The 25,094-nt window shown below is 64.9% G+C and carries 24 protein-coding genes; 7 read left to right on the forward strand and 17 right to left on the reverse strand.

Features of this window, described 5'->3' with window-relative positions; all coding sequences use genetic code 11:
- The 6 genes from AC1DJT_RS14845 to AC1DJT_RS14870 form a co-directional block, all read right to left on the reverse strand.
- On the reverse strand, nucleotides 1-1,381 hold a 1,381-nt coding region (locus AC1DJT_RS14845), incomplete at its 3' end, for an FAD-binding oxidoreductase (RefSeq protein ID WP_476834312.1).
- Nucleotides 1,378-2,067 carry an aspartate/glutamate racemase family protein gene (locus AC1DJT_RS14850; RefSeq protein ID WP_441490697.1) on the reverse strand — a complete coding sequence of 230 codons (690 nt, stop codon included), beginning with the start codon at nucleotides 2,065-2,067 and terminating at the stop codon, nucleotides 1,378-1,380. The genes AC1DJT_RS14850 and AC1DJT_RS14845, both read right to left, overlap by 4 nt.
- Nucleotides 2,064-2,735, reverse strand: coding sequence for a flavin reductase family protein (locus tag AC1DJT_RS14855; protein ID WP_441490696.1), 672 nt, complete (start codon nucleotides 2,733-2,735; stop codon nucleotides 2,064-2,066). Before AC1DJT_RS14855 ends, AC1DJT_RS14850 begins: the two co-directional genes overlap by 4 nt.
- 4 nt (nucleotides 2,736-2,739) lie before the next feature.
- Nucleotides 2,740-3,984, reverse strand: coding sequence for a hydantoinase/carbamoylase family amidase (locus tag AC1DJT_RS14860; RefSeq protein WP_476767629.1), 1,245 nt, complete (start codon nucleotides 3,982-3,984; stop codon nucleotides 2,740-2,742).
- Nucleotides 3,985-3,995: 11 nt separating this feature from the next.
- Entirely contained in the window at nucleotides 3,996-5,345 is a 1,350-nt protein-coding gene (locus AC1DJT_RS14865; protein WP_476834313.1) for a dihydroorotase, read from the reverse strand.
- Between the two features lie 150 nt (nucleotides 5,346-5,495).
- On the reverse strand, nucleotides 5,496-6,584 hold the full coding sequence (locus tag AC1DJT_RS14870) for a DUF917 domain-containing protein (RefSeq protein ID WP_476767631.1): 1,089 nt from the start codon (nucleotides 6,582-6,584) through the stop codon (nucleotides 5,496-5,498).
- A 120-nt stretch (nucleotides 6,585-6,704) separates the two neighbouring features.
- On the opposite strand from AC1DJT_RS14870, the gene AC1DJT_RS14875 reads away from it, so the two are divergent.
- The 5 genes from AC1DJT_RS14875 to AC1DJT_RS14895 all read left to right on the forward strand — a co-directional run bounded on the left by AC1DJT_RS14875 (nucleotide 6,705) and on the right by AC1DJT_RS14895 (nucleotide 10,776).
- Complete coding sequence (locus AC1DJT_RS14875) at nucleotides 6,705-7,670, forward strand: LysR family transcriptional regulator (protein WP_476834314.1); 966 nt, start codon at nucleotides 6,705-6,707, stop codon at nucleotides 7,668-7,670.
- Between the two features lie 108 nt (nucleotides 7,671-7,778).
- The gene (locus AC1DJT_RS14880; RefSeq protein ID WP_441504878.1) at nucleotides 7,779-8,654 is read left to right on the forward strand and encodes a substrate-binding periplasmic protein; all 876 of its coding nucleotides are present in this window, start codon (nucleotides 7,779-7,781) and stop codon (nucleotides 8,652-8,654) included.
- The gene (locus AC1DJT_RS14885) at nucleotides 8,651-9,418 is read left to right on the forward strand and encodes an amino acid ABC transporter ATP-binding protein (RefSeq protein ID WP_476767633.1); all 768 of its coding nucleotides are present in this window, start codon (nucleotides 8,651-8,653) and stop codon (nucleotides 9,416-9,418) included. Before AC1DJT_RS14880 ends, AC1DJT_RS14885 begins: the two co-directional genes overlap by 4 nt.
- A 9-nt stretch (nucleotides 9,419-9,427) precedes the next feature.
- The gene (locus AC1DJT_RS14890) at nucleotides 9,428-10,102 is read left to right on the forward strand and encodes an amino acid ABC transporter permease (protein WP_441490688.1); all 675 of its coding nucleotides are present in this window, start codon (nucleotides 9,428-9,430) and stop codon (nucleotides 10,100-10,102) included.
- Nucleotides 10,102-10,776 carry an amino acid ABC transporter permease gene (locus AC1DJT_RS14895; protein WP_441490687.1) on the forward strand — a complete coding sequence of 225 codons (675 nt, stop codon included), beginning with the start codon at nucleotides 10,102-10,104 and terminating at the stop codon, nucleotides 10,774-10,776. Before AC1DJT_RS14890 ends, AC1DJT_RS14895 begins: the two co-directional genes overlap by 1 nt.
- An 89-nt stretch (nucleotides 10,777-10,865) precedes the next feature.
- Here AC1DJT_RS14895 and AC1DJT_RS14900 read toward each other — a convergent pair whose 3' ends face one another.
- On the reverse strand, nucleotides 10,866-11,786 hold the full coding sequence (locus AC1DJT_RS14900) for an NHL repeat-containing protein (protein ID WP_476834315.1): 921 nt from the start codon (nucleotides 11,784-11,786) through the stop codon (nucleotides 10,866-10,868).
- Here AC1DJT_RS14900 and hydA point away from each other — a divergent pair.
- The gene (gene hydA / locus AC1DJT_RS14905; RefSeq protein ID WP_476775039.1) at nucleotides 11,786-13,228 is read left to right on the forward strand and encodes a dihydropyrimidinase; all 1,443 of its coding nucleotides are present in this window, start codon (nucleotides 11,786-11,788) and stop codon (nucleotides 13,226-13,228) included. The genes AC1DJT_RS14900 and hydA overlap by 1 nt on opposite strands.
- Nucleotides 13,229-13,277: 49 nt before the next feature.
- Here the strand turns inward: hydA and AC1DJT_RS14910 are convergent, their stop codons facing one another.
- The gene (locus AC1DJT_RS14910; protein WP_476834316.1) at nucleotides 13,278-14,798 is read right to left on the reverse strand and encodes a patatin-like phospholipase family protein; all 1,521 of its coding nucleotides are present in this window, start codon (nucleotides 14,796-14,798) and stop codon (nucleotides 13,278-13,280) included.
- Nucleotides 14,799-15,032: 234 nt separating this feature from the next.
- On the reverse strand, nucleotides 15,033-15,308 hold the full coding sequence (locus AC1DJT_RS14915; RefSeq protein WP_476834317.1) for a YMGG-like glycine zipper-containing protein: 276 nt from the start codon (nucleotides 15,306-15,308) through the stop codon (nucleotides 15,033-15,035).
- 928 nt (nucleotides 15,309-16,236) lie between these two features.
- Between AC1DJT_RS14915 and AC1DJT_RS14920 the strand changes: the two genes are divergently transcribed.
- A complete protein-coding gene (locus AC1DJT_RS14920) occupies nucleotides 16,237-16,929 on the forward strand; it encodes a 3'-5' exonuclease (protein WP_476767637.1) in 693 nt (230 codons plus the stop codon).
- Nucleotides 16,930-17,295: 366 nt separating this feature from the next.
- Here the strand turns inward: AC1DJT_RS14920 and AC1DJT_RS14925 are convergent, their stop codons facing one another.
- The 8 genes from AC1DJT_RS14925 to AC1DJT_RS14960 form a co-directional block, all read right to left on the reverse strand.
- Nucleotides 17,296-18,996, reverse strand: coding sequence for a GMC family oxidoreductase (locus tag AC1DJT_RS14925; protein ID WP_476834318.1), 1,701 nt, complete (start codon nucleotides 18,994-18,996; stop codon nucleotides 17,296-17,298).
- Nucleotides 18,997-19,036: 40 nt separating this feature from the next.
- Nucleotides 19,037-19,468 (reverse strand): GlcG/HbpS family heme-binding protein, encoded by a 432-nt coding sequence (locus AC1DJT_RS14930; RefSeq protein ID WP_441490679.1) that lies wholly within the window; start codon nucleotides 19,466-19,468, stop codon nucleotides 19,037-19,039.
- Nucleotides 19,469-19,471: 3 nt separating this feature from the next.
- Nucleotides 19,472-20,377: a carbohydrate ABC transporter permease gene (locus AC1DJT_RS14935; RefSeq protein ID WP_476767638.1), complete on the reverse strand. Its 906-nt coding sequence runs from the start codon at nucleotides 20,375-20,377 to the stop codon at nucleotides 19,472-19,474.
- Nucleotides 20,377-21,240 carry a carbohydrate ABC transporter permease gene (locus AC1DJT_RS14940; RefSeq protein WP_476834319.1) on the reverse strand — a complete coding sequence of 288 codons (864 nt, stop codon included), beginning with the start codon at nucleotides 21,238-21,240 and terminating at the stop codon, nucleotides 20,377-20,379. The genes AC1DJT_RS14935 and AC1DJT_RS14940 overlap by 1 nt, the downstream gene beginning before the upstream one ends.
- Nucleotides 21,241-21,294: 54 nt before the next feature.
- Nucleotides 21,295-22,608: an ABC transporter substrate-binding protein gene (locus AC1DJT_RS14945; RefSeq protein WP_476834320.1), complete on the reverse strand. Its 1,314-nt coding sequence runs from the start codon at nucleotides 22,606-22,608 to the stop codon at nucleotides 21,295-21,297.
- Between the two features lie 31 nt (nucleotides 22,609-22,639).
- On the reverse strand, nucleotides 22,640-23,389 hold the full coding sequence (locus AC1DJT_RS14950; protein ID WP_476834321.1) for a GntR family transcriptional regulator: 750 nt from the start codon (nucleotides 23,387-23,389) through the stop codon (nucleotides 22,640-22,642).
- Nucleotides 23,367-24,566 (reverse strand): mandelate racemase/muconate lactonizing enzyme family protein, encoded by a 1,200-nt coding sequence (locus AC1DJT_RS14955; protein ID WP_441504888.1) that lies wholly within the window; start codon nucleotides 24,564-24,566, stop codon nucleotides 23,367-23,369. Before AC1DJT_RS14955 ends, AC1DJT_RS14950 begins: the two co-directional genes overlap by 23 nt.
- A 399-nt stretch (nucleotides 24,567-24,965) precedes the next feature.
- Nucleotides 24,966-25,094: transposase (locus AC1DJT_RS14960; RefSeq protein ID WP_476834322.1), on the reverse strand; the 129-nt coding region annotated here is incomplete at its 5' end.

Raw genomic sequence — 25,094 nt, forward strand, 5'->3', positions numbered from 1 at the left:
GATTGTGGGGGTCGAACAGGGTCTTGAGCGAGCGCATCAGGTCCAGCTCGATCGGCGCCTTGCAGCGCGGCATCTCCGCGACCCGAAGCTGACCGATGYCATGCTCGGCGCTGATCGATCCGCGGCGCTTGCACGTCTCGTCATGAACGATGCGGGTGAGTTCCGGTGCGAGGGCGGCGAAGTCCGCATCGCTCTGTCCCATACGCGGCAGCAGATTGTAGTGCAGGTTGCCGTCGCCGAGATGGCCGAACACGATGGGGCGCACACCGGGAGCAGCAGCGATGACAGCCGCATCGGTGGCTGCGACGAAATCGGCCATGGCCGCGACCGGCACCGAGACATCGTGCTTGGCAGCCTTGCCTTCGCGCACCAGCGCTTCCGAGACGCCTTCGCGGATGCGCCAGAACGCCTTGGCCTGCACACCATCCTGGGCGATGGCGGCGTCGAGAACGATCTCCGTCTCGACGGCTTCTGCCAGCGCGCCTTCGAGCCGCTCGGTCAGCGCCAACTCGTCATCCGCATCGGACAATTCGATCAGCACCGCCGCAGGCGGAACGGCGCCAAGCGGCAACCGCGCCTCGGCGCTGTGCTTCAGGATGAGCGAGAGGCAATCGCCGGTCATGAATTCGAAGGCGGTCAGGCGATCGCCACAGCGCGCACGCACCGAAGACAGCAAGGACAGGGCAGCGTTCGCGTCGCGCAAGGCGACGAAAGCGGTCGCGCGCGCCAAGGGTTGAGGAAACAGTTTCAGGACCGCGCCGGTGATGACGCCCAGCGTCCCTTCCGATCCGATGAACAGATTCCGCAAGGCGTAACCGGTATTATCCTTGCGCAGCGCGGTGAGGCCATCCCAGATCCTTCCGTCCGGCAGAACGACCTCGAGCCCGAGCGTCAGTTCACGCATGGTGCCGTAGCGCAGCACGGCGACGCCGCCGGCATTGGCCGCAAGATTCCCGCCGATCGTGCAGCTCCCCTCGGCTCCAAGGCTGAGCGGGAAGAAGCGTCCAGCCGCTTTCGCGGCCTCCTGGACCTTGGCAAGCACGCTGCCGGCATCGACCGTCATCGTGTTGCCGATCGGATCGACCGCGCGGATGCGGTTCATGCGCGTCAGCGACACGACGATGGCGCGCCCCGACATATCCGGCGTCGCGCCGCCCGACATGCTGGTGTTGCCGCCCTGGGGCACGACCGGAATCCTCCGCGCCGTGCAAAGCGCCATCACGGCCGCGACCTCCTCGGTCGAGCCGGGCCGGACGATGGCGGCAGCAGCCCCCCTGTATTTTCCGAGCCAATCCGTCAGGAACGGCGCCTGCGCTTCGGCATCGACAAGCACATGCCTCTCACCGACGATGTCGGCGAGGCGCGCAACTAGATCCGTCACGCGGCATGTCCCCGAAGCGGGCGGCCGCCCCAGCCGAGCCGGGCGCGGCCGATCGCCATGGTCACCGCAGCCTGCGTCGGCTCGACCACGGGTACGCCGAGCGCCTGCTCGAGCGGGTCCCGGAAACGCGCCATGCCGGCGCAGCCCATCACCAGCACATCGGCGTGATGGGTATCGCGCAAGGTGCGCCCGACATCGGTCATCCGTCCCATGGTCCGCGCGTCATCGGCAAGCTCGGCGACCGTCAGGCCGATCGAAAGATCGCCGGCCAGGCGGTCCGTCACACCCATCGCGCCGAAATAGCGCAAGTGACGCGGGATCGAGGCCGGCAGAATGGCGATCACGCCGAAGCGCTGGCCCAGCGTCAAAGCGGTCAGGACCCCGCACTCGGCAATGCCCAGCACCGGCTTCTCGCTCTGCTCGCGCAGCGCGTACATGCCCGGGTCGGAGAAGCAGGCGATCACGAAGGCCGAAGCCTCGTTCTCCAGCGCGGCGGCCCGCCTCAGCATGGGCTGTATCAGGCCGTCGATATCGCGCTGGGACTGGATGCCAGCAGGCCCCTCGGCCAGGGTCAGGCACTCGATCGGCGGACCATCGACCGAGCGCAGCGGCGCCACCGCGGTATCGATGCCGGCGGTCACTGCCCCGTTCGAATTGGGGTTGATGACAAAGATCGTGCCGCTCACGGGGCCTCTCCTTCGGGCTTCGCACGCAGCGCGCTCTGTTGCGCGCGCCAGGTGTCGAGCGTCTGGCGCGGCGCCTGGAAGCGGTCGCGCATCGTGACATACCAGTCGGAACCATGCAGGCGGCCGACCAGGTCGAGCTTGTCGATGTCGACATGCAGCCGCTCATCGACCGCGCCATCCCGAATATGGATGTGCTGGATTTCGCCGACGACGAGGTTGCGATGGCGTGTGCCCAGCGACAGCGACACCGTCTCGCGGCATTCGAGCTGGACCGGTGACGCTGCGAGGCGTGGCGCGGCGACCTTGCGGCCGGGCGCTGTTTCAAGCCCGGCGGCTGCGATCTCGTCGACATCGCCGGGAAAATCGATCGCGCAGACCTGCATCGCGTCGACGAGCGCCCGGTCGACGAGGTTGACGACGAAACTCCCCGTCGCGCGGATGTTGCGCATCGTATCCTTCAGCGGGGCATCCCCCAGATCGCGGCCTTCGATGCCAAGCACGACGAGCGGCGGTGCGTGGCTGAAGACGTTGAAGAAGCTGAAGGGCGCAGCATTGGCGTGCCCCTGCGCATTCACGGTGGTGACGAGCGCGATCGGCCGCGGCAACACGGTGTTGACGAGCAGCTTGTAGAGATCGCGCTCGGCCAGATCGGTGACGGACCACTCCATCGCGTCAACCCAGGGTCGCGTCGAGCAGGCGCACCGTTTCACCGAGGACGCGTGCKCCATCCCCGGCCTGTTGTGGCTCGATCGACTCTTCCGGGGCGTGGCTGCGGCCATCGAGACAGGGCACGAAGATCATGCCGATCGGACCGGTGCGGGCGACGAACACGCCATCATGCCCGGCACCACTCGGCAGGTCCCGCGTCGACAGACCGAGCGAGGCCGCGGCAGCGGCGATCGCCGAGCGCACGGCCGGCGCGCAGGCCGTCGGCGGCACATGGCTGATCGGTTCCGACCGCACAGTGAGACGCAGCGCCGCCAGTGCCGGCTTCAGATCGCTGACCAGTTCCTCGCCGAACGCCTTGACCGCCGCCTCGTCGCCCGAACGCACCTCGAGCGTCAGAACCGCCTCACCAGGCACGGCATTGGCGGCATTGGGGCTGATCTCGATGCGACCAAAGGTGGCGACCAGGGGTTGGGGATCGTTCGATCGCGCGCCGGCACGCTCGTAAGCGGCCTCGATCAGCTTGGCCGCGCCGACGAGCGCATCGGCGCGCAAGGGCATCGGCGTCGCACCCGCGTGGTCGGCCCGCCCGGACACGATGATGCGCTCGCGCCGAATGCCGACGATGTCTGTAACGACACCGATCGCCGTGCCCTCGCTCTCCAGCACGCGCCCCTGCTCGATATGCACCTCGACATAGGCCGCGACGCTCTCGGCGGTACGCCGCACCGAGGCGATCTCGTCGGGCCGGCCGCCGACGAAGCCGATACCCTCGCGCAGCGTCATGCGGTCGGGGCGCGTCATCGCCAGCATCTCGTCGGAGAGCGCACCGGCAAGCGCACGGCTGCCGATGCAGGAGAGGCCGAACTCGCTCGGCTCCTCGGCCAGGAAATCGTAAACCTCGAGCGAATGCCGCAGCCGGTCGCCGCGCTCGATGAAGCTTTGCGCGACTTCCAGTCCCGCCAGCACGCCGAGAATCCCGTCATAGCGTCCGCCCGAGGGCACCGTGTCGGAATGCGAGCCGATGATGATCGGCTTCAACGAGGGATCGGCGCCCGCAAGGCGGCCGACGAGATTGCCGCCTGCGTCGATCGTCGTCTCCAGACCGGCAGCGCGGAACTCGGCCGCCAGCCATTTGCGTCCTTCGAGGAAGCGCGGCGTAAAGGAGCGCCGCGTCCAGGGACGATCGGGATCGGTGATCTTGGACAGCGCCTCGATACGCCGCCACAAACGCTCTGCGTCGATCGACATCGTTCGCCGCTTTACGCCGCAGGCCGCAGGAAGCGGCCGTCGCCCGCTTCGTTGCAGATCTTCGCGCCATCCCAGGCAAGAGCGCCACGGACATAGGTCGCAGCCACCCGCACGCGGAATTCGCGGCCCTCGAACGAGCTCCACTTCACCGCCGCAAGGCTCTTGCTCGGATCATGGATGAAGCGGCCGGGCTCKAGCACGACGATGTCGGCATCCGAGCCTGGCGCGAGACGGCCCTTGTCGGCGAGCAGGAAGGCCTTCGCCGGGCCTTCGCAAAGCTGCTTCACCGCCATGGTCGGGGAGATGCCGTGCTCCTCGCAGCCGGTCCACAGCGCCGGCAGCAGGGTCTCGATGCCGGGACCGCCGGAGGTGTTCTTGAAGATGTTGGGGTCGCCCTTCTTCTCCAGCCCCCAGGAGACGTGGTCGGAGGAGATGAAGTCGCAATGACCGGCGGCGAGGTGGCTCCAGAGCAGCTCGCTCTCCGCCTTCGGCCGGATCGGCGGGTAGTGCTTGATCTTGGCACCGAAGCGAGGCGCGTGCTCCTCGGCGTTGAGCATGAAGTACTGCACGCAGCTCTCGACCGTCGCCCTGTAGCCGGCGCGCTTGTAGAGGTTGCAGATCTCGAAGCCGCGCGAGGTCGAGACATGGACGGCATGGGCGCGGGCGCCGGTCTCGGCGCCGATCTCGTAGATCCGCGCCGTGGCGAGGTTCTCAACCAGCGGGGTATGGGCGCGCAGGAAGGCGTCGGAGCCGGTATCGCCGGCCTCGATCAGGCGCGCGATGTTCCGGCGCGTCATCTCCTGGTCCTGGTTATGGACACCGCAAAGGAGCCCCGTCGGCTCGATCAGCTTGAACGCCTCGTAGAGCGTGTCGTCGCCGATGCGCGGGAAGCGCGTCGGGTTCGCCTCGAAGGTCGAGAACTTGAAGGCGCAGGCGCCGGCATCGACGAGGCCCGGAATGGCATGCAGGCCGTTTTCGATGGTGATCGTGGCATAGAGCGCGACATCGACATGTGCGTCGCGTTCGACGATCGCGACCTTCTCGTTGAAAAGCCTGGCGTTGGTGACCGGCTCGGGCTCGTCATAGGGCATGTCGACCATGACGGTGACGCCACCGGCGGCGGCCGCGCGCGAGCACATGCCGATGCCCTCGTGGTTGGCCTGGCTCCCGGAATGGACCTGGCCGTCGATCACGCCCGGGATGATCCACTGACCGCGGAAATCCTGCGTCTCGCGCGCCGAAGGCGGTGTACCCGCACCGACAGCGCCGACCTTGCCACCAGTGACGGCGACATAGCCATCCTCGATGATCTGGTCGGACAGAACGACATTGCCGCGAAGAACGAGATCGAAATCACTCATGGTCAGATGCCCGGTTGATGCTGTCTGGCCCGCAGGCCATGCGTGTCACGATAGCTGCTCGGCCTCAGAGCCAAACATACCAATTTCGCCGTCGCCCATAATCGGTCGTTATCGCGACAGCGGAAGCAGTGCATGTGCGCGTCAGGCGGATCACCCGAGCGCATAGCCCGTGAAATCCATCCCGAGCGCCTTCTCTACGATCGGGTAGACACTCGGATCCGTCACGCTGGAGCTCAGCGGGATGCGATCCTTGGCAATGCGCAGGATCGAGAGCTCCATGCCCTCAGTGACATGGCCGACGCTGACGGGCCGGCCATCCGAACCGAGCGTGGTGATGACATCGGGATAGCTCGCCAGGCGCGCGCCATCGAGATCGGTCACCGCCATGTACTCATTCATGACATGGAGAATCCGTGCCGCGGCGCCGGAGCCGACCTGGATGGTTCCGATATCAAAGGCTTCGCTGGTGTACTGCACCGACTTGCGGACAACAGTCCCACGCCCGATGATCGATCCACCGGCCTGGTCGCAGATTGCGTCGATGACCGCGGGCCCGCCCTTGGGCGTGGCGGCCAGGATGCGCTCCCCGAGCGCCAGCGCCATGGAAATACCGCCGAGCGCCGCGTGCTTGCGCACATAGGACGCCGGAACCGGGTTCCGGCAGGACGCGATGAACCCGCCCGACATGTCCGAGGCCGTGCGCAGGATCGGCGAGACCTTCCCCGTCGCGCCGCGCGTCACGAGCTCGATATAGGAATTCTTGGCGCGATTGCCGCCGACAGCCGTCTGGATCGTCGCCTCGGGGCTGTTGGCAAGGCCGATCGACCCCATGTCGCCGGTGGGATGGGCGCGGATATCACCAACGGCATCGATCACCTTCACGCCGAGGAGGGCGCTCGGGAGCCAGGCATTGAGCGTGCTCGACATGCCGTTCTGGCCGATGATCAGGCCATAGACTGGCTTGCCCAGCGCATCCTGCAGCAGCTGGACGGCCCGGACGTAGTCGACGCCCTGCATCTCCCAGTCCGTCGTGCCGGCAGGAGCGCCGATTGCAGCCGCGGTCGCGATGATCGCGTCGTCCGGCGCCTCTTCGATCGAGACCAACTCCGGCCGGCCGGCCATCACCGCTGCAGTCCCCAGCATGCGCCCGTGCTCGGCCCAGCCACCGCCACCCGCAGCAAAGATCGAGCCGCCTGCAATAGCCGCCTCGACATCCCCAATCGTCAGAAAACGTCCCATCGGTCAGCCTCGAATCGACCTGGCATGCCGRCATCCCGCCGAGCCCGGACGAACTTAGATGGCGGCACGTCCAAGCAAGCATGCTAATTCGGCTGGAAGTCATAACTGAATGTTATTCGCATGCGATTGAACCTGCGGCAGCTGGAAGTTTTCCGCGCAATCATGATCACCGGATCGATCAGCGGCGCGGCGMGCCTGCTCTCGGTCTCGCAGCCAGCCATCAGCCGGCTCCTKGCCTATACGGAGGACCGGCTGGAGTTGCGCCTGTTCGAACGCGTGCGCGGTCGGATCCAGCCGACGCCGGAGGCGCGGCGCCTCTTCACCGAGGTCGACCAGGTCCACCAGGGCGTGCTGCGCGTCAACGAACTCGCCGAGGAACTGCGCGAGCGCGGGACCGGCACGGTCCGCATCGTCGCCAGCCCGAGCGTCGGCCAGACCATGGTTCCCGGCGCGATCGCGCGGCTGCGCGAGCGCTTTTCCGATCTGCGCGTCGAGTTCGAGATCCTGACGCTGCTCGAAGTGATAGCCAAGATCACCAGTGCGCGGGCCGATCTCGGCGTTTCAGTGCTGCCGGTGGACGAGCCGACCATTCAATCGGAGGTGGTCACGGAGGGGCGCCTGATGGCGATCATGCCGCGCGACCACCCGCTGACCCGATTGCGCGTCGTCCGGCCAGCCGATATCGCCCCCTATCCGTTGATCGGTTTCGGGCCGCAGACGCCCTATGGAGACATTGTCCAAAGGGCACTGGCTTTCGGCCCCGAGCCCCTTCGCATCAGCACCGTCGTTCGCTTCACCCCCGTCGCCTGCGCGATGGTCAGAGCCGGAGCGGGGGTTGCCGTTGTCGACGAATTCGTCCTGCGCGGCCGGACATGGCCCGAACTGGTCTCACGTCCGCTCGCCCCCAAGACGCGTGTGCGCGCGCATCTGCTGACACTTCGCTACGAACCCCTGTCACGCACGGCACGCGCCTTCGTCGACATCCTGCGCGATCTTGTCCCGCCTCCGCCTGGCGGACATGGCCAGGAGGCCGACGTCGGGGACTTAACACAAGGTTATGGCAACCCGACAACAAGTGATTGGTAAGGCATGAATTCGCACTGTTAGAGTTTTGCCTCTGGGCGGCCGGATCGTTGCAAGCGACAGGCGCGGCGATCGCGGCTCCCGGAGACAACATCTAACGGGAGCAGGATGATGAGGTTTTTGTCGGTCAAAGCGGCGCGCACGGCCGTTCAGGGATTCGCCGTGGCGGCGCTCCTTGTCACCCCTGTGCTGGCCCAGGACGCCGATCATCCAGCCAATGAGAAGCTGAAAGTGGCTTGCGACCTCGGCTTTGCTCCATTCTGCTTCAAGACGGCGGCCGGCGAGACCACCGGCTTCACCTATGACATGTCGCTGGCGCTGGCGCAGAAGCTGGGCCGCCCGGGCGTCGACGTTACCGACTCGAACTTCTCGGCGATCTTCGCCGGCCTCTTCTCCAAGCGCTATGAGATGATCCCGGCGCCGACCAACATCACGCCGGAGCGCGCCCAGCAGATGCTGTTCAGCGAGCCCTATATGCCGACCGGCCTCGGCTTCCTCGTCAAGAAAGGCGGCAAGATCGCCAATCTCGAGGAGCTGAAGGGCAAGGCGCTGACCGTGAACAATGGTAGCATTTCCGACAAGTGGCTGACCGACAACGAAGCCAAGTACGGCTATACGATCCAGCGCTACAACAAGAATGCCGACGCGGTGCAGGCCGTGATGATCGGCCGTGCCTTCGCCAACGTCGCCGATGCACCGGTCTCGCGCTATGTTTCGACGCAGACGCCCGCTGCCGAGGTTGCGTTCGTGCTCGACAGCGGTCGCAATTTCGGCATCGCCTTCCGCAAGGAGGACGCAGCGTTTCGCGCCAAGGTCGAGGAAGCCCTCGAATGCATCAAGACGGACGGAACGCTCGCCAAGATCCATGAGAAATGGTTCGGCGTGAAGCCGGACGCCTCGTCCTCCTCGGCGAAGATCTATCCGGGCATCGGTGCCCCGGACTTCGAGGGCTATGACGCGACCGAGCACAAGGCCGTCTGTAAGTGAGGTCGGCGACCGCAATCACGCCTGCATCCGCAGACCCGATCGTCGCCATAGACGGTCTGCGGAAGAGCTTCGGCAATGTCGAGGTCCTGCGCGGCGTCGATCTCAGGGTCGCCAAGGGCGAGGCCGTCGTGATCGTCGGCTCGTCCGGCTCGGGCAAGAGCACCTGCCTGCGCTGCATCAAACGGCTGGAAGAGCCGACGGCGGGGACCATCCGCGTCGGCGGCGAGGAAGTGACCGGCGCCAAGGTCGACCTCAACCTGCTGCGCCGGCGCATCGGCATGGTGTTCCAGGGCATCAACCTCTATCCGCACAAGACCGCTCTGGGAAACGTGACCCTGGCGCTGCGCAAGGTGGCAGGCCTCGGAAAGGCCGAGGCCGAGCAGAAGGCGCGCCAGCATCTCGAACTGGTCGGGCTCGCGCACAAGGCCGACTCCTATCCGGCGCAACTATCGGGCGGTCAGCAGCAGCGCGTCGGCATTGCCCGCGCCATGGCGCTGGAGCCTCAGGTGATGCTTTTCGACGAGCCGACCTCGGCGCTGGACCCTGAGCTCGTGGGCGAGGTCCTGAACGTCATGGTCCGCACCAAGGAGATGGGCATGACCATGATCGTCGTGACGCATGAGATGCATTTCGCGCGCGACGTCGCCGACCGCGTCGTGTTCATGGATCATGGTGCGGTGCTGGCGGAAGGCACCCCGGAAGACATTCTGGTCTCGCCGCAACACCAGCGCATCCGCGACTTCGTCACGCGCTCCAGAGCCTGACAGCACGTCATGGACCAGATCGTCCGCTATTTCTTCGACTTCTCGCTGATGTCCGCCTATTGGCCGGATATCCTGCGCGGCTTCCTCATCACCATCGAAATGTCGATCCTGACGGTGCTGATCGGCGTGCCGCTCGGCCTCGCCATCGCGATCCTGCGGCTTTACGGCTTCAGGCCGCTGAACGCGCTGATCATCCTCTATATCGATTTCTTTCGCTCGATCCCGCAGCTCGTGCTGATCATGCTGGCCTATTTCGCGCTGCCCTCCTTCGGGTTGATGCTGGGGCCGTTCACCGCCACCGTCCTGGCGCTGGCGATCGTGCTCTCGGCCTTCTCCGAAGAGATCTTCTGGGCCGGCATCAATGCGGTCGCCAAGGGCCAATGGGAAGCCGGGCGCTCGACGGGCCTCGGCTTCAACCAGACGCTGGTCCATATCATCCTGCCGCAGGTCGTGCGTATCTCGATCCCGCCCCTGACCAACCGCGCGATCGGTATCAGCAAGGGCACGACGCTCGGCTCGGTCGTCGCGGTCCCCGAACTGCTCAATGTGACATCGAGCATTCAGTCGAACGTCGCCAATCCGACTGCCCTCACCGTTGGCGCGCTGCTGTTCCTCGCCCTGTTCCTGCCATTCGTGCGCTTCACGCGCTGGCTCGAACGCGCTTACGCTCATCCGAGGTCGTGATGGACGAACTCGTCACGACATTTCTCAATATCGACGTCCTCCGGGAAGTCTGGCCACTGCTCCTGCAGGGCTTCTGGATGACGCTGGCGCTCGCGGCGGTCGCCGTGCCGCTATCCGTCGCCTGCGGTGTCGCCATCGCGATGGCGCAGGATTCGCCCAGCAGGCTGCTGCGGATGCTGCTGGTCGCCTATGTCGACGTCATGCGGGCAATCCCGCCGCTGGTGCTGCTGATCTTCATTTTCTTCGGCCTGCCCTTCCTCGGGCTGAAGCTCAACGAGTTCACCGCGGCCGTGCTCGCACTGACCCTCAACGGGTCAAGCTACTTTGCCGAGATCTTCCGTGCCGGCATCGAGTCCGTGCCGAAGGGTCAGCGCGAAGCGGCGCGCTCCACCGGGCTGACCTGGCGCCAGAGCATGACCTATGTCGTGGTGCCGCAAGGCGCCCGCAATGTGCTGCCCGACCTGATCAGCAACACGGTCGAGCTGGTCAAACAGACCTCGATCGCCTCAGCCGTCGCCCTGCAGGAACTGCTGCGTTCCGCGCAGCTCGCCCAGGGCCTTCTGTACAACCCGACGCCGCTGGTTGCGGTCGCGATCGTTTATTTCCTGATGTTCTGGCCGTTCGTCCGGATGGTGTCGCGCCTGCAGCACAGGGCCGTCGCGCAGGCCGGATGAGCGCCGGCCCGCATCTGGACCAGCGGCGAGGTCATCCGTGTTTGCATCGGCCCTCCCGGACACCGCAACCCATTGTTCGGGCCGATGCATTAGACCGGGAACAGCCGCGTCAGGCGGTTGGGGCTGGTCTCCGCAAGGAGGATATCGCCGTTCGGCGCGAGCCACATGCCATGTGCACCGTTCAGCACCGGACGACAGCGGCCGAGCAGGGTCCCATCGGGGGCCAGCAGGCTGAGCGTGGGAATCGAGTCGCAGACATGGATGCGATCGGCGGCATCGACGACGACATCCTGCGGCCGCAGAAACCCATCCCAGACAGCGAGCAGATCGCCGGTGGCGGTGAAGGCCTGCACGCGGCTGTTCTCGCGATCGGCGACGATCACGCGGCCATCGCTGAGAACGCAGATGCCATGTGGCGTCAGGAGCGCGCCGGGCGCCCTGCCGACGGAGCCCCAGCTCGACAGATGCCGCCCGGCGCGGTCGAAACGATGCACGAGCGCGTGGCCATAGCCATCCGCCACATAGAATCCTCCGTCCGGGGCAAAGGCGATATCGCTGGGATGATTGAACGGCGCGCCCGGCTGATGCGTCCCGCCGATCTGGCGCCGCACGGCGCCATCCCGGTCGCAGAACAGGATGCGGTGAGCATCACGATCGACAATGGCGATCACGCCATCGGGGCCTGCCGCAATCTTGTGCGCATCGACGCAGAGACCTTCGCCCCAGCTCGCGATCCGGCATCCCTCACGGTCGAGAACCACGACGCAGGGGCCGGGAGCGTCGACCGCGACGTCGGAGCGCAGCAGCACATAGGCGCGACCTTCGGCATCGTTCGTGACGTCGGTGATCTTTCCCGACGTTTGGGACAGATCGCCCCAAGGCCGCTCGACGCCAAAGCTCCGCTCGCCCAACCGGACGCGCAATTCCGTCTTCATCATCCCCTCGAGACTGCGGCGCAGCCGCGCCGGCTTGTGAATGGCGAGCCAGCCGCCAGAACCGGAGAACTGCAATGAGCGATTTCGATCTCGTCATTCGTGGCGGAACGACGGTGACCGCGTCCGACATCTCTGTTTGCGATGTCGGCGTCAAGGATGGGTTGATTGCCGCGATCGGCGCCGGTCTGCCTCGAGGCGACACCGATATCGATGCGAAGGGATTGCTGGTCCTTCCGGGCGGGGTCGACACGCATGTGCATCTCGACCAGCCCTTCTCGTCCGGCGCCGACATCGCCGACGATTTTGCGAGCGGGACAGCGTCAGCTGCGGCGGGCGGCACGACGACGATCGTCTGCCACGCGCCTCAGACGCGCGGCGGGTCGCTTGCCGAGGCGGTTGCGGCCTATGGCGCGAAAGCGAAGCAGGCGCGCATCGATCACGGTTTTCACCTGCTGATCAACGACCCGACGCCCGAGGTGCTCGAGCGGGAACTGCCGGCGCTGGTTGCAGCGGGGCATCGCTCCGTGAAGGTCTTCATGACCTATGAGAGCAATCGCCTCGCCGATGCGCAGATCCTGCAGGTGCTCGCGGCGGCGCGACATGCCGGAGCACTCGTCTGCGTGCATGCCGAACATCACGAACTGATCGGCTGGCTGACGCAGGCGCTGCTGGCGGCAGGGCTGAGCGCACCAAAGCATCTTGCCTGGGCGAAACCCATGGTGGTCGAACGCGAAGCGACCCACCGCATTCTGGCGCTGGCGGAGGCGCTCGACACCCCGGTCCAGGTCTTCCACGTCTCGGGCGCACAGTCCGGGGAGGAGGTGGCGCGCGCCCAGGCTCGCGGCCAGAAGGCCTGGGCGGAGACCTGCACGCAGTATCTCGTGCTCAGCGAATCCGACATGGACCGGCTGGGCTTCGAAGGCGCCAAGTTCATGATCTCGCCGGCGCTGCGGCCACCATCCGATCGCGAGGCGCTCTGGCAGCTCATCCGAGACGGCGTCATCGATATCGTCTCGTCCGATCACTCGCCGCTGCGTTTCGACGATCCGCGCGGCAAGAAGCAGCACGGCGAAACGGCCCCCTTCAACAAGATCCCGAACGGCGTTCCCGGCCTCGCAGCGCGCTTGCCGATTCTCTATTCCGAGGGGGTCGCCAAGGGGCGCATCGATCTGCGCACGTTCGTCTCGCTCGTTGCGACCAATCCGGCGCGCCGTTTCGGGCTTGCCCCGCGCAAGGGTTCCATCGCGATCGGCGCCGATGCCGATATCGTCGTCTTCGATCCGACCAAGCGCATGCGCCTGACCAACGCGCTGCAGCACCATGGCAGCGACTACACGCCCTATGAGGGGCTCGAGGTGCTCGGCTACCCCACTGCGACCTACCAGCGCGGCCAGTTGATCTTCGACGGCACCAATGTGCTTGCGCAGCCCGGAGCCGGACAGCTGATTGCGCGATCGGCCTATGCGGAAATCGCTCCCACCGGACGTTTCCCGACGCCGTTCAATCCATTTGGTTAGGCCCGGTTCTGGCAGACGCGCCGTTGTCTGAACGACAGGGGCCTCGCGATCAATTTCCCCCGCTGACGCCCGCAGCGCGGCGGACATCGTCGACCGCCTGCTTCACGGCCGCGCTCCGGTGAACAACCGTCCTTCCGGCCTCGATGAGCAGCTCGACCTGCTCGCGCGGCAGCGAGAGCCGCGTTTCGACGCGGTTCAGGTGGGACGCGACGTTCTGTTCCAGATCAGCGAATTCAAGGTGTTCGACCTTGAAATCCACCTTACGGCAGTCCCAGCCGTCAGCGCTGCCCCGGATCCGGCGCACGGTTTCCAACGGCAACCCGCAACGATAGCGGACCACCCGCTCCTTCCACCTTTCGACGGCAAAGTTCAAAGCGTCGAGACCATGGCGAGACGATGAGGTCATGCCGGTATCGATTGCCGCTTCGACCAGTGGCGCCAGCCAGGGGCCATTCATCGAAGCCCCCCAATCATCCGTCTGCCCGCGGCCAGCATCGGCAACGATGAACAGGAAATGGCGCAGCTTGACGGCCTGCTCCGCCGATAATGGTCCGTGCGGTGTCTTTGACGCGCTTCTTTCGAGGACGAAACCCGTTATGCCCAGATTGTCCGTCAGCCCGCCATCCATCAGCCGCACAAACTTGATGCCGTCTTCGGCATGATAGGAGTGCAATGCGTTGGCGTAGGCCGTCAGTCGCGTGGATGGGTTGGAGCCGCTCAGCGCCTCCTTCAACCAGGCGGGGCGGCTATAGCCGCAATCCTGTTTGGTGGCAGCCAGCACGACGGGCGCAAAGACGACAGGCACGGCGGCGGAGGCTGCCACCGCATCCGAAATCTTCAGCTTGTCGAGATCACTGCAGAGCGCCGCAAAGGTATCGTAGCTAAATAGAAAAGGCGTCCGATTGTAGATATCCGAAGCGCTGATCCAGACGGACGGTGCGTTCGCCCATTTGAAACGGGTAAAATCTGCCCCATCGAACAGATTATCGTTCAACCAGCGTGCAAAGGTATTTCGGTCATTGACGCCGCCAGCCACTGCCCGGGACAGGCTGAAGGGTGACGCCAGCGATGTTTCCATGCTCGCTTCTGCGTGCTGGAACAAGAAGCGATCATCGAAATCACGGTAATCGTCGCGGCCACGATAGCCGAAATAGGCCGCGGTAATGGCGCCGCCGGAGACCCCGGAAATCATCCGGACATTATCGACCATCGTGCGTCGATAAGGCTTCTCGTCGACGACGATATCGTCAAGCGCACGCAGGACGCCGTAGGAAAAGGCCGAAGCGCGAACGCCGCCTCCCGAGAAGGCGAGGCCAACGACCATCGAGCCGTCATCCCCGCGATCGGGGACGAATTCCGGCGACGGTGGCGGCGTCTTCTCCGCGTGACTATTGACGGGCCCGACATCCGCAGCCGAGCAGCCGCAGAGGATGAGCGTGGCCATCAGCCAGATGGCCTTCACGCCCTTCTCAGCAAGCAGCCTCATTCGCTCTCCGGCACCGTCGCACGATGACTGGTTACGTAACTGACATCCCGGCACATAGCCGATTCGGTCGAACCGCTCGATCAAATTGCAACCAGCAATCAGGTCCTGGCTCGGAATCCCGCCATTGACTGCGCCGGCATCCGACGCAGTTTCGTTCACTCATGAAGGCCGGACCGTCGCCGGTGCGACGGGCCGCCCCGATAGGGGTTGCGGTCTTGGCCCTCACGCACAGCAGCCACCCCAGCGGAGCGGCCGTGTACGAGACCAGATACTGCCAGGCGGCCCGCCCTTTGGCCCGCAGCTGCGCTCAGGCGTGCCCTATGGGCAGGGCCCCGTGAAACGGCGACCGCTCCTGTCCTGGAAGATGCAGTTGTTCGGGGTTGTCGCCCGGCCGACGACCGCACCGGTCACGCCACCAGCGAGGGCACCGATCGCGGCCCMCCGTCCGCCGCCCGCGATCCCACCAATGAGCGCACCGCCGCCAGCGCCAATTGCCGCGCCGCCAAGCGTGCGCTGCGACTGAGACTCAGGGTTGCACCCTGCGAGGAAGAGGCCGAGGCCGATAAAGCCGGCGAACGTGATCGAACGGATCATTATGGGGCTCCTTGTTCAAGAGTGCGCGCGAATGCGAACGCATCAATCTAGGCCAAGCAGCCGAACCTGCCATCGCCCTGCGTCCCAATCTATGTGCATGGCGTTTCTTGCCGCTCTGAACCGAAGGCTGAAAACCGCCGCTTGGCACGCGCCCTACGCGAGCCCGCTGCCCGCACTGGGGTCGCAACCGATTGGCCACGGATCATCGAAGCGGACCAAGCGGTCGGCGGCGCTTCGGGGCGCGGCCGGCCGATAGGCGGATGCATCCGTCGTGAAGTGGGCGTGGCCCCATCCGGCAAGCTGCTTCCTGATGATCGCAACGAGCCGCCGGTCCGCCACGGCTACCAGCCCCGGAATATCAACTTCGACTTAATCGGCCCGCCCAACAGGATTTGAACCTGCGCCCTCTCCAGTTCGGCCTTCGATCAAACGCCTGTTACCGAGCGTCCGGCAATCAGCTATCCACCATCCACGGATTGCGCCCGTAGCTCAGCTGGAAAGAGCGTTGCCCTCCGAAGCTGGATTTGAGTTTGCCGAGCGCTAGATAAATCCCTTAATTTCCAAAAGCTTCGCCTCAAAAATCCGACGCGAGTCGTGATCATGACCGCCGTCGGCACGACCACGGCACGCTCGGCTTATGGCCGCTGCTCAGCTTTGTTCTCCCGCGCGCAGGACGTGCTTCCAATGAGCCACCAGAGACACTGTCTTCGTCATCGACGGGAGCCCTTCTAAAGCGACGATTGCTGCCGATGCCCCCCGCTGTGCAGCGTCATCTCTCTAGTCCGCCTGCCGCCGATAAATGGTCAACGAGCCGCCCCGTTCGTTTATATCACCCCGCCCGAATGCCCGAGGACTTCAGGCGCGGCCGACCGTCCTTGAATGATATCCTGTCCTCGAATCAACGAAGCAGGCGCGAGGAGTCTCTACCTTGAACAGCATTCCCGGCGGACGCTTTGTCGTGCTCGACTTCGAGACGACCGGCCTCAGCCCAGCCTTGGGGGCTCGTGTGATTGAAGTATCAGCCCGCGAAGTGCTGGATGGTCGAGCGGGCCACGAGTTACTCACCTTTGTCGACCCAGGCGTTCGCGTGCCCCAGGAGATCACTCAGATCACCGGAATAACCACTGCGATGCTGATCGGAGCACCGACCTCGGCCATAGCCATGCGTCAGCTGGCGTCCTTCATTGGATCGTCGCCCGTCGTTTGCCACAACGCGGGCTTCGATCGAAAATTCTACGAGCATGAGGCGAGCGAATTCCTTGAGGGGCGGCCCGTTCGCACTCTTTGCACTCTGCTGTTGGCTCGGCGCATGTTTCCGGGCCGGAAGAGTTATCGATTGGGCGGCCTCATCGAAGAGATGGGCATTTCGTTCCCTGGACGGCTCCATCGAGCGAGTGCAGATACGTTCGTGACCGCGCACCTATTCGATCGCATCTGCGCAGACGCACGCTCTCTTTGTCGCGCCGAGCATTTCGATGACGACGTGCTGCACCGGCTGCAGCGTGTCCCGGCTGCGCGAGCGCGTGACTGGCTGGCGGCGTTAGGTAGCCCTGACGCAAAATCGCACCGCAAATTTGGATTAGCCGGTGCTGTCGCGCAGAACATCAGCTCGGTGAACTAACCCAAAATGAGTTGTTGCTTCTGAACCATCGTCGGCTTCGATTCCGCATGGACAGAAAGGACGACATCCCCTGGTACTGTCTGGGCCATTCAATCCGACGCAGGGGCCGGCACTCCTCGTCCGATCCACAGTTGGCGAGTTTTGACCAGGCGCCGGGGTTCATTGCCGCTTAGAGGGCGTGCTGCGAAATCTGCTTCGCCGCGCTCGACCAGCCCACGATCGTGCCCAACCTGACCAGTATTCGGCCGTAGATCGAGGCGCCTCGTCGTTGATCTCCGGCTGGGCGGTGGCGTTCAGCGTGCCGCTCGCTCGAAGATCGGCATGTTCGACGATGCTGCCACGTCCGTCCGCACTGGCAGGTATAGCCTAGGTTGGTCGGGCCGCGATCAGGTCTGCCATGCGCTCGGCCATCATGATCACCGGCAGGTTCAGGTTCGCGCGTGGCGCGGTGGGCATGATCGAGGCATCGACGACGCTGAGGCCGCCCACGCCATGCACCCGCCCCGTGGCGCCGTCCACGACCGCGTCGGGGTCGACCGCAGCGCCCATGCGGCAGGTTCCGCAGCAGTGCCATTGGCCGAAGGCATGTGCCTTGACGTAGGCCTCGAGGATGTCGGGCTCGTTCAGCAGCGATTGCAAGCTGATGCCGCTTGAGACGGYGCGCTGGAAGAACAGCTTTCGCAGCGGCGGCAGAGCATCGATGGCGAGCGCAATCGGCGCGGTGATCAGGTAGTTGCGCACGGTCTGGCGGCCCAGCGACTTGGCAAAGCCGCTATAGCTCGAGGCGCCCGGCATCTCGACGAGATCGGCAAGGGGCCGCGTGGCAAAGAGCCTTGCAATAAGGTGGACAGCCGCGCCCATGCGCTGGAGATCGCGATGGTCGGAGAGATAATTGAAGTCCGCTGTCGGCTCCTTGCGCGGATCCGACGATGCCAGCCGCACCTCGCCGCGCGAATGAGCCTTATTGATCCAGGAGATGATTGTGCCGATCCGCGGTCCCAGCGGATGCCAGGCGGATTTGGCGGCGACCATCAGGAACATGTCGGACGGCCCGCACTCCTCGACGCCGGAACTGTAGCGCATGCCGACATGGATATGGCGGCGCGTCGAGTTGCCGAGCCGCGCCGCTGGCTTGATGTAGCCCGAGAGCGAGATGCCGGGGTGCTCCTGCAGATTGGCGCCCACGCCCTGCAGATTGGCCCGGACCTCGATGCCGAGCGAGCGCAGATGCCCGCCTGGGCCGATGCCGGAGCGCATCAGCAGGGCCGGCGAGTGCATGCTGCCGGAGGACACCACGACCTCGCGGGCCGCCAGCCTTTCCTGGCCCTTGCCCCTTGCGATGTCGACGCCGACGACCTGATTGCCCTCCATCGCCAGAGTGAGCACCTGAGTGTTGGTCATGATCGTGAGATTGGGCCGTCGCCGGGTCGCGGCGTCGAGATAGGCCATGGCGGTCGACACGCGATGCTGCCCGTTGTTTGACAGCGTTATAGCAAAATGCCCGTCGCCGAAGGCACCGTTCTGGTCCTTGATGTCTGGTAAACCCTGCGCTTCCATGGCGGCCTCGGCGGCAATGGAGAAGGCCGGCCAGCGCTCATGCGGGATGCGGTGGATCGGGATCGGCCCGCTCTTGCCGTGCAGCGGTCCCGAATAGTCCAGATCCGTCTCAGCCTTGATGAAATAGGGTAGCACGGCGTCCCAGTCCCAGCCCTCGGCGCCGGCCTGACCCCATTCGTTGTAGTCGTCGGGCGTGCCGCGATTGGCGATCTGGCCGTTGATGCTGGAGCCACCGCCGATCAGCATCGGTTGCTCGTAGCGCTTTGCGGGCGGACGGTTGGCCACATTGTGAAGATGCGGCTGAGTCTGCACCAGCAGGTCCGGCCAGTGGTTCTGCGGGTCGAACGCGGCCTTGCCGGGATAAGTGTCGAGGATCGCCGCACCTTCCTCCCCGGGCTTGAGGTCGCGCCCGGCCTCGATCAGCAGGACCTTTCTCGATAGGTCGGCGGAGAGGCGATTGGCCAGGACGCAGCCGGCCGAACCGCCGCCCACGATGATGATATCCCACATGGTGAGGCTCACGATGCTTGCAGAGGCAGGGAAAGGCGGATCAGGCGGAGAGGCCGAGGGCAGCGAAGGCAGCCGCCCCGGCCTCGGCCACCTGCTGGTCCTGAGCGGTCGAGCCAGAGCTGACGCCGATCGCGCCGACCACCTGTGTCCCGGCTCGCAGCGGCATGCCGCCGGCGAGCGTGGTAAAGCGGCCGCCATGCATGTTCTGGATGCCGAAGCCGGGTTCACCCGGTAGGGTCTTGGGCCCGATCGCCCGGGTCTCGACCAGGGTGCCGGCCGCAGTGAAGGCCTTTGCCAGCGCGATCTCGATCGAGGTGAATTTCGCCCCGTCCATTCGGCGGAAGGCCACCAGGTGGCCAGCGGCATCGACGATCGCGATGTTCTGCGGCACGCCGATCTGCGCCGCTTCCCTGGCTGCGGCAGTGATGACGGCCTCAGCCTCGTCGCAGCCGATATTGGAGATGGTATGCATGTCTCAGCCCTTGACCGAACCCTTGGTCAGGCCGGACACGATGAGGCGGCTGAGCAGGGCGAATGCGATGAGGATGGGGAGAATGGCGAGCGTCGCGGAGGCTGTCAGAGGACCCCATTCGCGCCCGAAATAGCCGATGAAATTGTAGATCGCCGGCTGGATCGGCCGCAGGTCCGGCGTGTCGATCATCACCGAGCCGGCCACGAATTCGTTCCAGCAGGCGACGAAGGTCAGCACCCCGGCCGCGCCCAGTGCGGGCCGCGTCAGGGGCAGCATCACGCGCGTCAGGATCTGGAAATGCGTGGCGCCGTCTATGATCGCGGCCTCATCGAGTTCGCGCGGGATGGCTTCCAGCGAGCCCTTGATGATCCAAATCGCCATCGGCAGCTGGTAGGCGGTGTAGATCACCGGCAGCGTGAACCAGGAATTGGTCAGGCCCAGCCGGGTGAAATACAGATAGTTCGGGATCAGCAGGGCGGCCGCGCCGAGCGACAGCGGAATGCTGGCGACGACGAGCATGAACAGCGCCCGGCGCAGTGGGAAATCGAAGCGGTCGAAGGCATAGGCGGCAGGCAGCGCGAGCAGCAGCACGCTCGCCACCGTGACCACGCAATAGAACACGCTCATACGCATATTGCCGAGAAAGCCGCTGTCGACGACGCGCTGGTAGTTCTCGGCCGTCGGTATGAAATCAAACAGCACCGGAGGCGTCCTGAACAGGTCCGGTTGCGACTTGAGCGAGGTGAGCACGCCCCAGAACAGGGGCAGCAAATTGAGGCCGGCCAGCACCAGGAAGAGGGCGGCGATGACGAAGCCGAGCGGGCCGGGCAGGATCGCGCGGGCTCCGACCGGCTGGGCATTCTGCGCTGGGACGGGCCTGGGATGAGCGGCGGAAGAGGCAGCGCTCATCACGTCTTCCACTTCGCGAGCCTGACATAGGCCAGGACGAGCAGGATATTGCCGGCAAACATCACCAGGGCGAGCGCCGTGGCCGAGCCGAGGTCAAAACTCACGAAGGCGCGGTCGAACACCTCGATCGGCAGGATTCGTGTCGCATCGCCCGGTCCGCCGCCGGTCAGGACGAGCGGTGTCTCGACGGTATTGAGGTTGGACAGGGTCAGCACGATCGTGACCAGCAACAGCGGAGTCTTCAAGAGCGGCAGCACGATCAGCCAGAAGATCTGCCAAGGATTGGCGCCATCGATCTTGGCGGCTTCCTCGTAATCGTCGGGAATGCCCTTGAGCCCCGCGAGCAGGATGATCACGGCATAGCCAACCCGCTTCCACACCGAGACGCCAATCAGCAAGGCCATGGCGCTGCCGGGGCTGTTGAGGAGCTGCACGTCGGGGATGCCCGCCATCCGGATCAGCGATCCCACCAGCCCGATATCGCTGACGAAGACCCAGCGGAACAGCAGCGTCGCCACCACCGTCGAGATGATCCAGGGGAGGATGACGATCATCTGGACGACGAAGCCGAGCCGCTGGCCGAGTCGGTTGATCCAGACGGCGAGAGCAAGCGCGATGACCAGTGTCAGCGCGACGKCGGCGCAGGTGAACAGCGCGCTGCGCTCGAACGTGGCGGCGAGCACTGGATCGTCGAGCAGCCGTGCATAGTTTTCCAGGCCCGCGAAATCCGTCGGCGCGCCATACTGGATGCGGAACAGGCTGAACCAGAAGCCGTAGAGGACCGGCGAGAACAGCACCAGCATGAGCAGGGCCATCGCAGGCAGCACGTAATTGACGCCGGCGAGGCGCGAATACATCGTCATCGAGAGCGATCCCTGATCGAAGGCGGAGCCGGATTCGACTCCGCCTGGCTCACGTCAGCGATTGTTCTGACGGTTGAAGCGGGTTTCTGCCTCTTCGAGGGCCGCCTTGACGGCGACGCCTTCGACGATGATGCGTTGCGTCGCCTTGTTCAGCGCCTGCCGGTAGCCGCCGACATTGAACTCAATCGGAGTGAGCCAGCCATATTTGCTCGCCCCCTCGGCGGCGACGCGGATATAGCCGTTGCCCGGCTGGTCGACGAAGGGGGCGACCGCCTTCGCCGTTGATGCCATCAGGGGCGACTGCCCGCCGACGGTGACCCAGATCTTCTCGGCTTCCGCGCCCAACAGGTAGTCTACGAACTTGCCGGYCTCCTCCTTCTGCGTGCCCTTTGACCAGACGCCGACGGCCCAACCGGCCATGACAGCCGGCGAATGGGCGGACTTGCCGTTGCCCGGCCAAAGCATCAGGCCGACATTCTCCTTGCCGAGCTTGGCCTGCAACGTCGAGACGCGCACGCTCGGGCCCTGGATCATGGCGACGCGGTCGGAGGAGAACTGTTCGAAGAGGTCGTCGACCGTCCAGGTCGCCGATTGGGGCGGCGAGACATTGTATTTCTTGACCAGGTCGGTCGCGAAGGTCATGGCGGCGACGCCCGCGGGGCTGGCGAAATTGGCTTTTCCGTCCGGCTTGAACAGCGTCTCGCCCTCTCCGAGAAGATAGGGGATCATCATGTGCGGGTCGGCCTGCTGCTCGCTGAAGCCCTGGGCATAGCCATAGCGCGTCACCTGGCCTCCGGCGTTCTTCACCGTCAGCTTCTCGGCGGCGGCGCGGAAGTCATCCCAGGTCTTGATCGAAGCCGGGTCAATGCCGGCAGCCTTCATCAGATCCGCGCGGTAGACGATCGAGATGTAGTTCGGCGAGGCGAACAAGGCATATTGTTTGTCGCCCTTCTTGGTCAGGTCCCAATAGGCGCTGGCATGGTCCTTGACCTGGTCTGCCGGCCATTTTTTGATGAACAGCTCGTTGAGGTCGGCCAGCGATCCGGAGCCGATCGCGTCGCCAAGGAAATCGGTCACCACCCAACTGATGTCGGGCGCGTTGCCGGCGCGATGGGCCGCCAGGAACTTCGGTGTCATCTGATCCCAGACCTGCGTCTCCACGACGATCTTCGTGCCGGGATTGGCGGCCTCGTAATTCTTGATGATCTGCGCCAGGGCCACCTCGCGCGGCGTCGTCCCTGTGGCGCTCAGGAACGTCCACATTCGGATCGTCTTGGTCTGCGCCAAGACCGGAGCCTGTGGAACAAGCGCGCCTGCAGCCACGAAACCGAGCGCCGCCAGGCCATTTAGAACGTGACGTCTCTTCATGTTCATTTCCTCCCCATGAAAAAGCGGCCGATTAGGTTCGGCTCTGTGCGAGTTCTTCGATCAGATTGCGGGCCTTGAGATCAGCCAGCGCGTCCTTGAGCGAGCGGCCCAGATGGGCGCGCACCGCCTTCGCGYAGTCGTTGGGATTGCGGTCGCGCAGCGCTTTGATGATGGCGCGGTGCTCGACGGCTTCCGAGGCATGGCGCGTGCGCCAGGATTCGATGCCGCGCTGGATCCAGGCGTTCAGCACCTGCATCTGGATTCCGCGATAGGTCGAGAGCAGCAGGTCGTTGCCGCTGAACTCGACGATCTTGTGATGGAAGCTCGCGTTCTGCTCATGTCGATTCTTGTGCGAGATCTCCTGCRGATCGACTTCGAGGCGGCGCTGGACCTCCTCGATCGCGTCGACAGCCGTGATGTCGAGGCTGCCTTCGTTCAGGCGTCCGATCATCAGTTCGCCGGCCATCAGCTCGATTGCGAGCCGCACCTGCCAGAGGTCGAGAACCTGCTTCGCGTCGGGGTCGCGGATGTGATAGCCGCGCCGCTGGATGACCTCGATGAAGCCCTCCGCCGCCAGTCGCATCAGGGCCTCGCGCACCGGAGTCAGGCTGACATTGAAATGCTCGGCGAGCTTTTCCGGATAGAGCCGCGTGCCCCGCTCGAAGTAGCCGAAGACGATCATGTCGAGCAGCGTGCGCCGCAAGGTCTCGGCGAGCGTCTCGCCGGGCTTGCCGACGAGTTCGCCCATGTCTCCGGGGCTACGCACTGATATGGATGACATCGCCCCGCTCCGCGTTGGTCTCGAGGCCGTTCACGACGTAACGGGCAAGGCGTGCTAGATCCGGCTCGCCCCCGTGACCCGGGAAATCCTGAGCGACGAGTTGCCCGGCTTCCGTGACGAGTGGGCGCACCGCCATGTTGTCGCGCAGCGGGTTCAGCAGCCGGTTTGCCTCATAGCCATGGACGGCTGGCGCCGCCCGGCAGGTATGCACTGCCGCCGAGACGGCGACGCAGCTGCCGACGCCATGCGGTGCCATCAGGATGCCGGAGCGCGCACAGAGCGCGCCGATCGCCATCAGACCCGACACGCCACCCGCGCGTGAAATATTTGGCTGCAGGAAATCGACCGCATCGGCAGCGACCAGTTTGGCGTGAGCGGCGAGCGTAAAATCGTTCTCGCCCGCTGCTACCGGCACGGGCGAAGCCCTGCGCACCTCGGCGAGGGCCTGGGGATCATCAGGCGGCACCGGCTCCTCGAACCAGCCGATATTGTAGGGAGCGAGCGCCTTGGCGACCGCGATCGCCGTAGGCACGTCATAGGCGCAATTCGCATCGAGATAGAGCGCCTTATCAGACCCCATTTCGCCGCGCACGGCAGCGATATGATCGATATCGATCGCGAGGCCGCGGCCGACCTTGAGCTTGATGGCGGTGTAGCCCTGATCGAGATAGGCCCGCGCGGCGCGCGCCGACTTGTCGGGATGATCCTGGAAGCCGACGGGGCTGACATAGGTCGCGACCGGGCCCGGCGAGCCGCCCAGCAGCGTCGCGAGCGGCAGGCCGGCGGCCCGCGCCTTGAGATCCCACAAGGCGATGTCGACGCCGCTCAGAGCTTCGATGGCGGGTCCGCGCGTGCTGCCCATCGCCGTGAAATAGCGCTCGAGGTCCCCGAGCATCTCGTTGGGATCGCCGATCTCGGCGCCGATCAGCACCGGCGCGATGACACCGTTGATGATCGCAGTCGCCGCGCCGGCATGGGGCAGGCCAAAAGCCTCGCCATAGCCGATGGCGCCGTCATTGCTCTCGACGATGACCAGCGTCGAAACCTGGCCGGTGCGGGGAATCCGCCGAAAGTGAGCGGCCGGAGCGAGCAGTTCTGCGGGCACCTTCTCGATGCCGCCGAACACATCCGCGAACCGTGCTTCGAGCTGGATCGCCTTGAGTCGAGAAATCTTCAACGTCGCGCCTCCGATATTATAAATTATAATTTATTTTTTTTGGCGCGCCGTCAAGATGGAGTGGCCGACAAGATCGTCGCCTGCGACATGAAACTTGGCCAGGGAGYGTGCCCTCTCGTTTAGTGAGCGGCCGAGCGTATCGTCCATACGCTTCGCGCCTGGGCACTCCGGCCGATGAAGCGCATTTCGTTGGCGCGGATGAAAAGGGCTGATTTGGAGAGTGACTGGCACTCACGTCTTTTCGACAATCCGGGGAAGCAAGTCCTAAGCGCTCGCGGCATCACGGCCGCTGGGCTGGCGCCCTGCTCGATGCGCCGGATGACGGAATCATTCCAGCGGCGCCTAAGAGAGCATTGCCGACGCAGGGCAGCGGCAAGAGCTAGGCTCAGGACTCGTTGATCAGAGCCAGAAGATGACGGCCGCGGCGATACAGATTGCCGAGAAGAAAGTGTGGGCGCAGCGGTCGTATCGTGTGGCGATGCGTCGCCAGTCTTTGAGCTTAGCGAAGAGGTTCTCGACCTTGTGGCG

Source organism: Allobosea sp. 05T422_2, assembly GCF_056396265.1.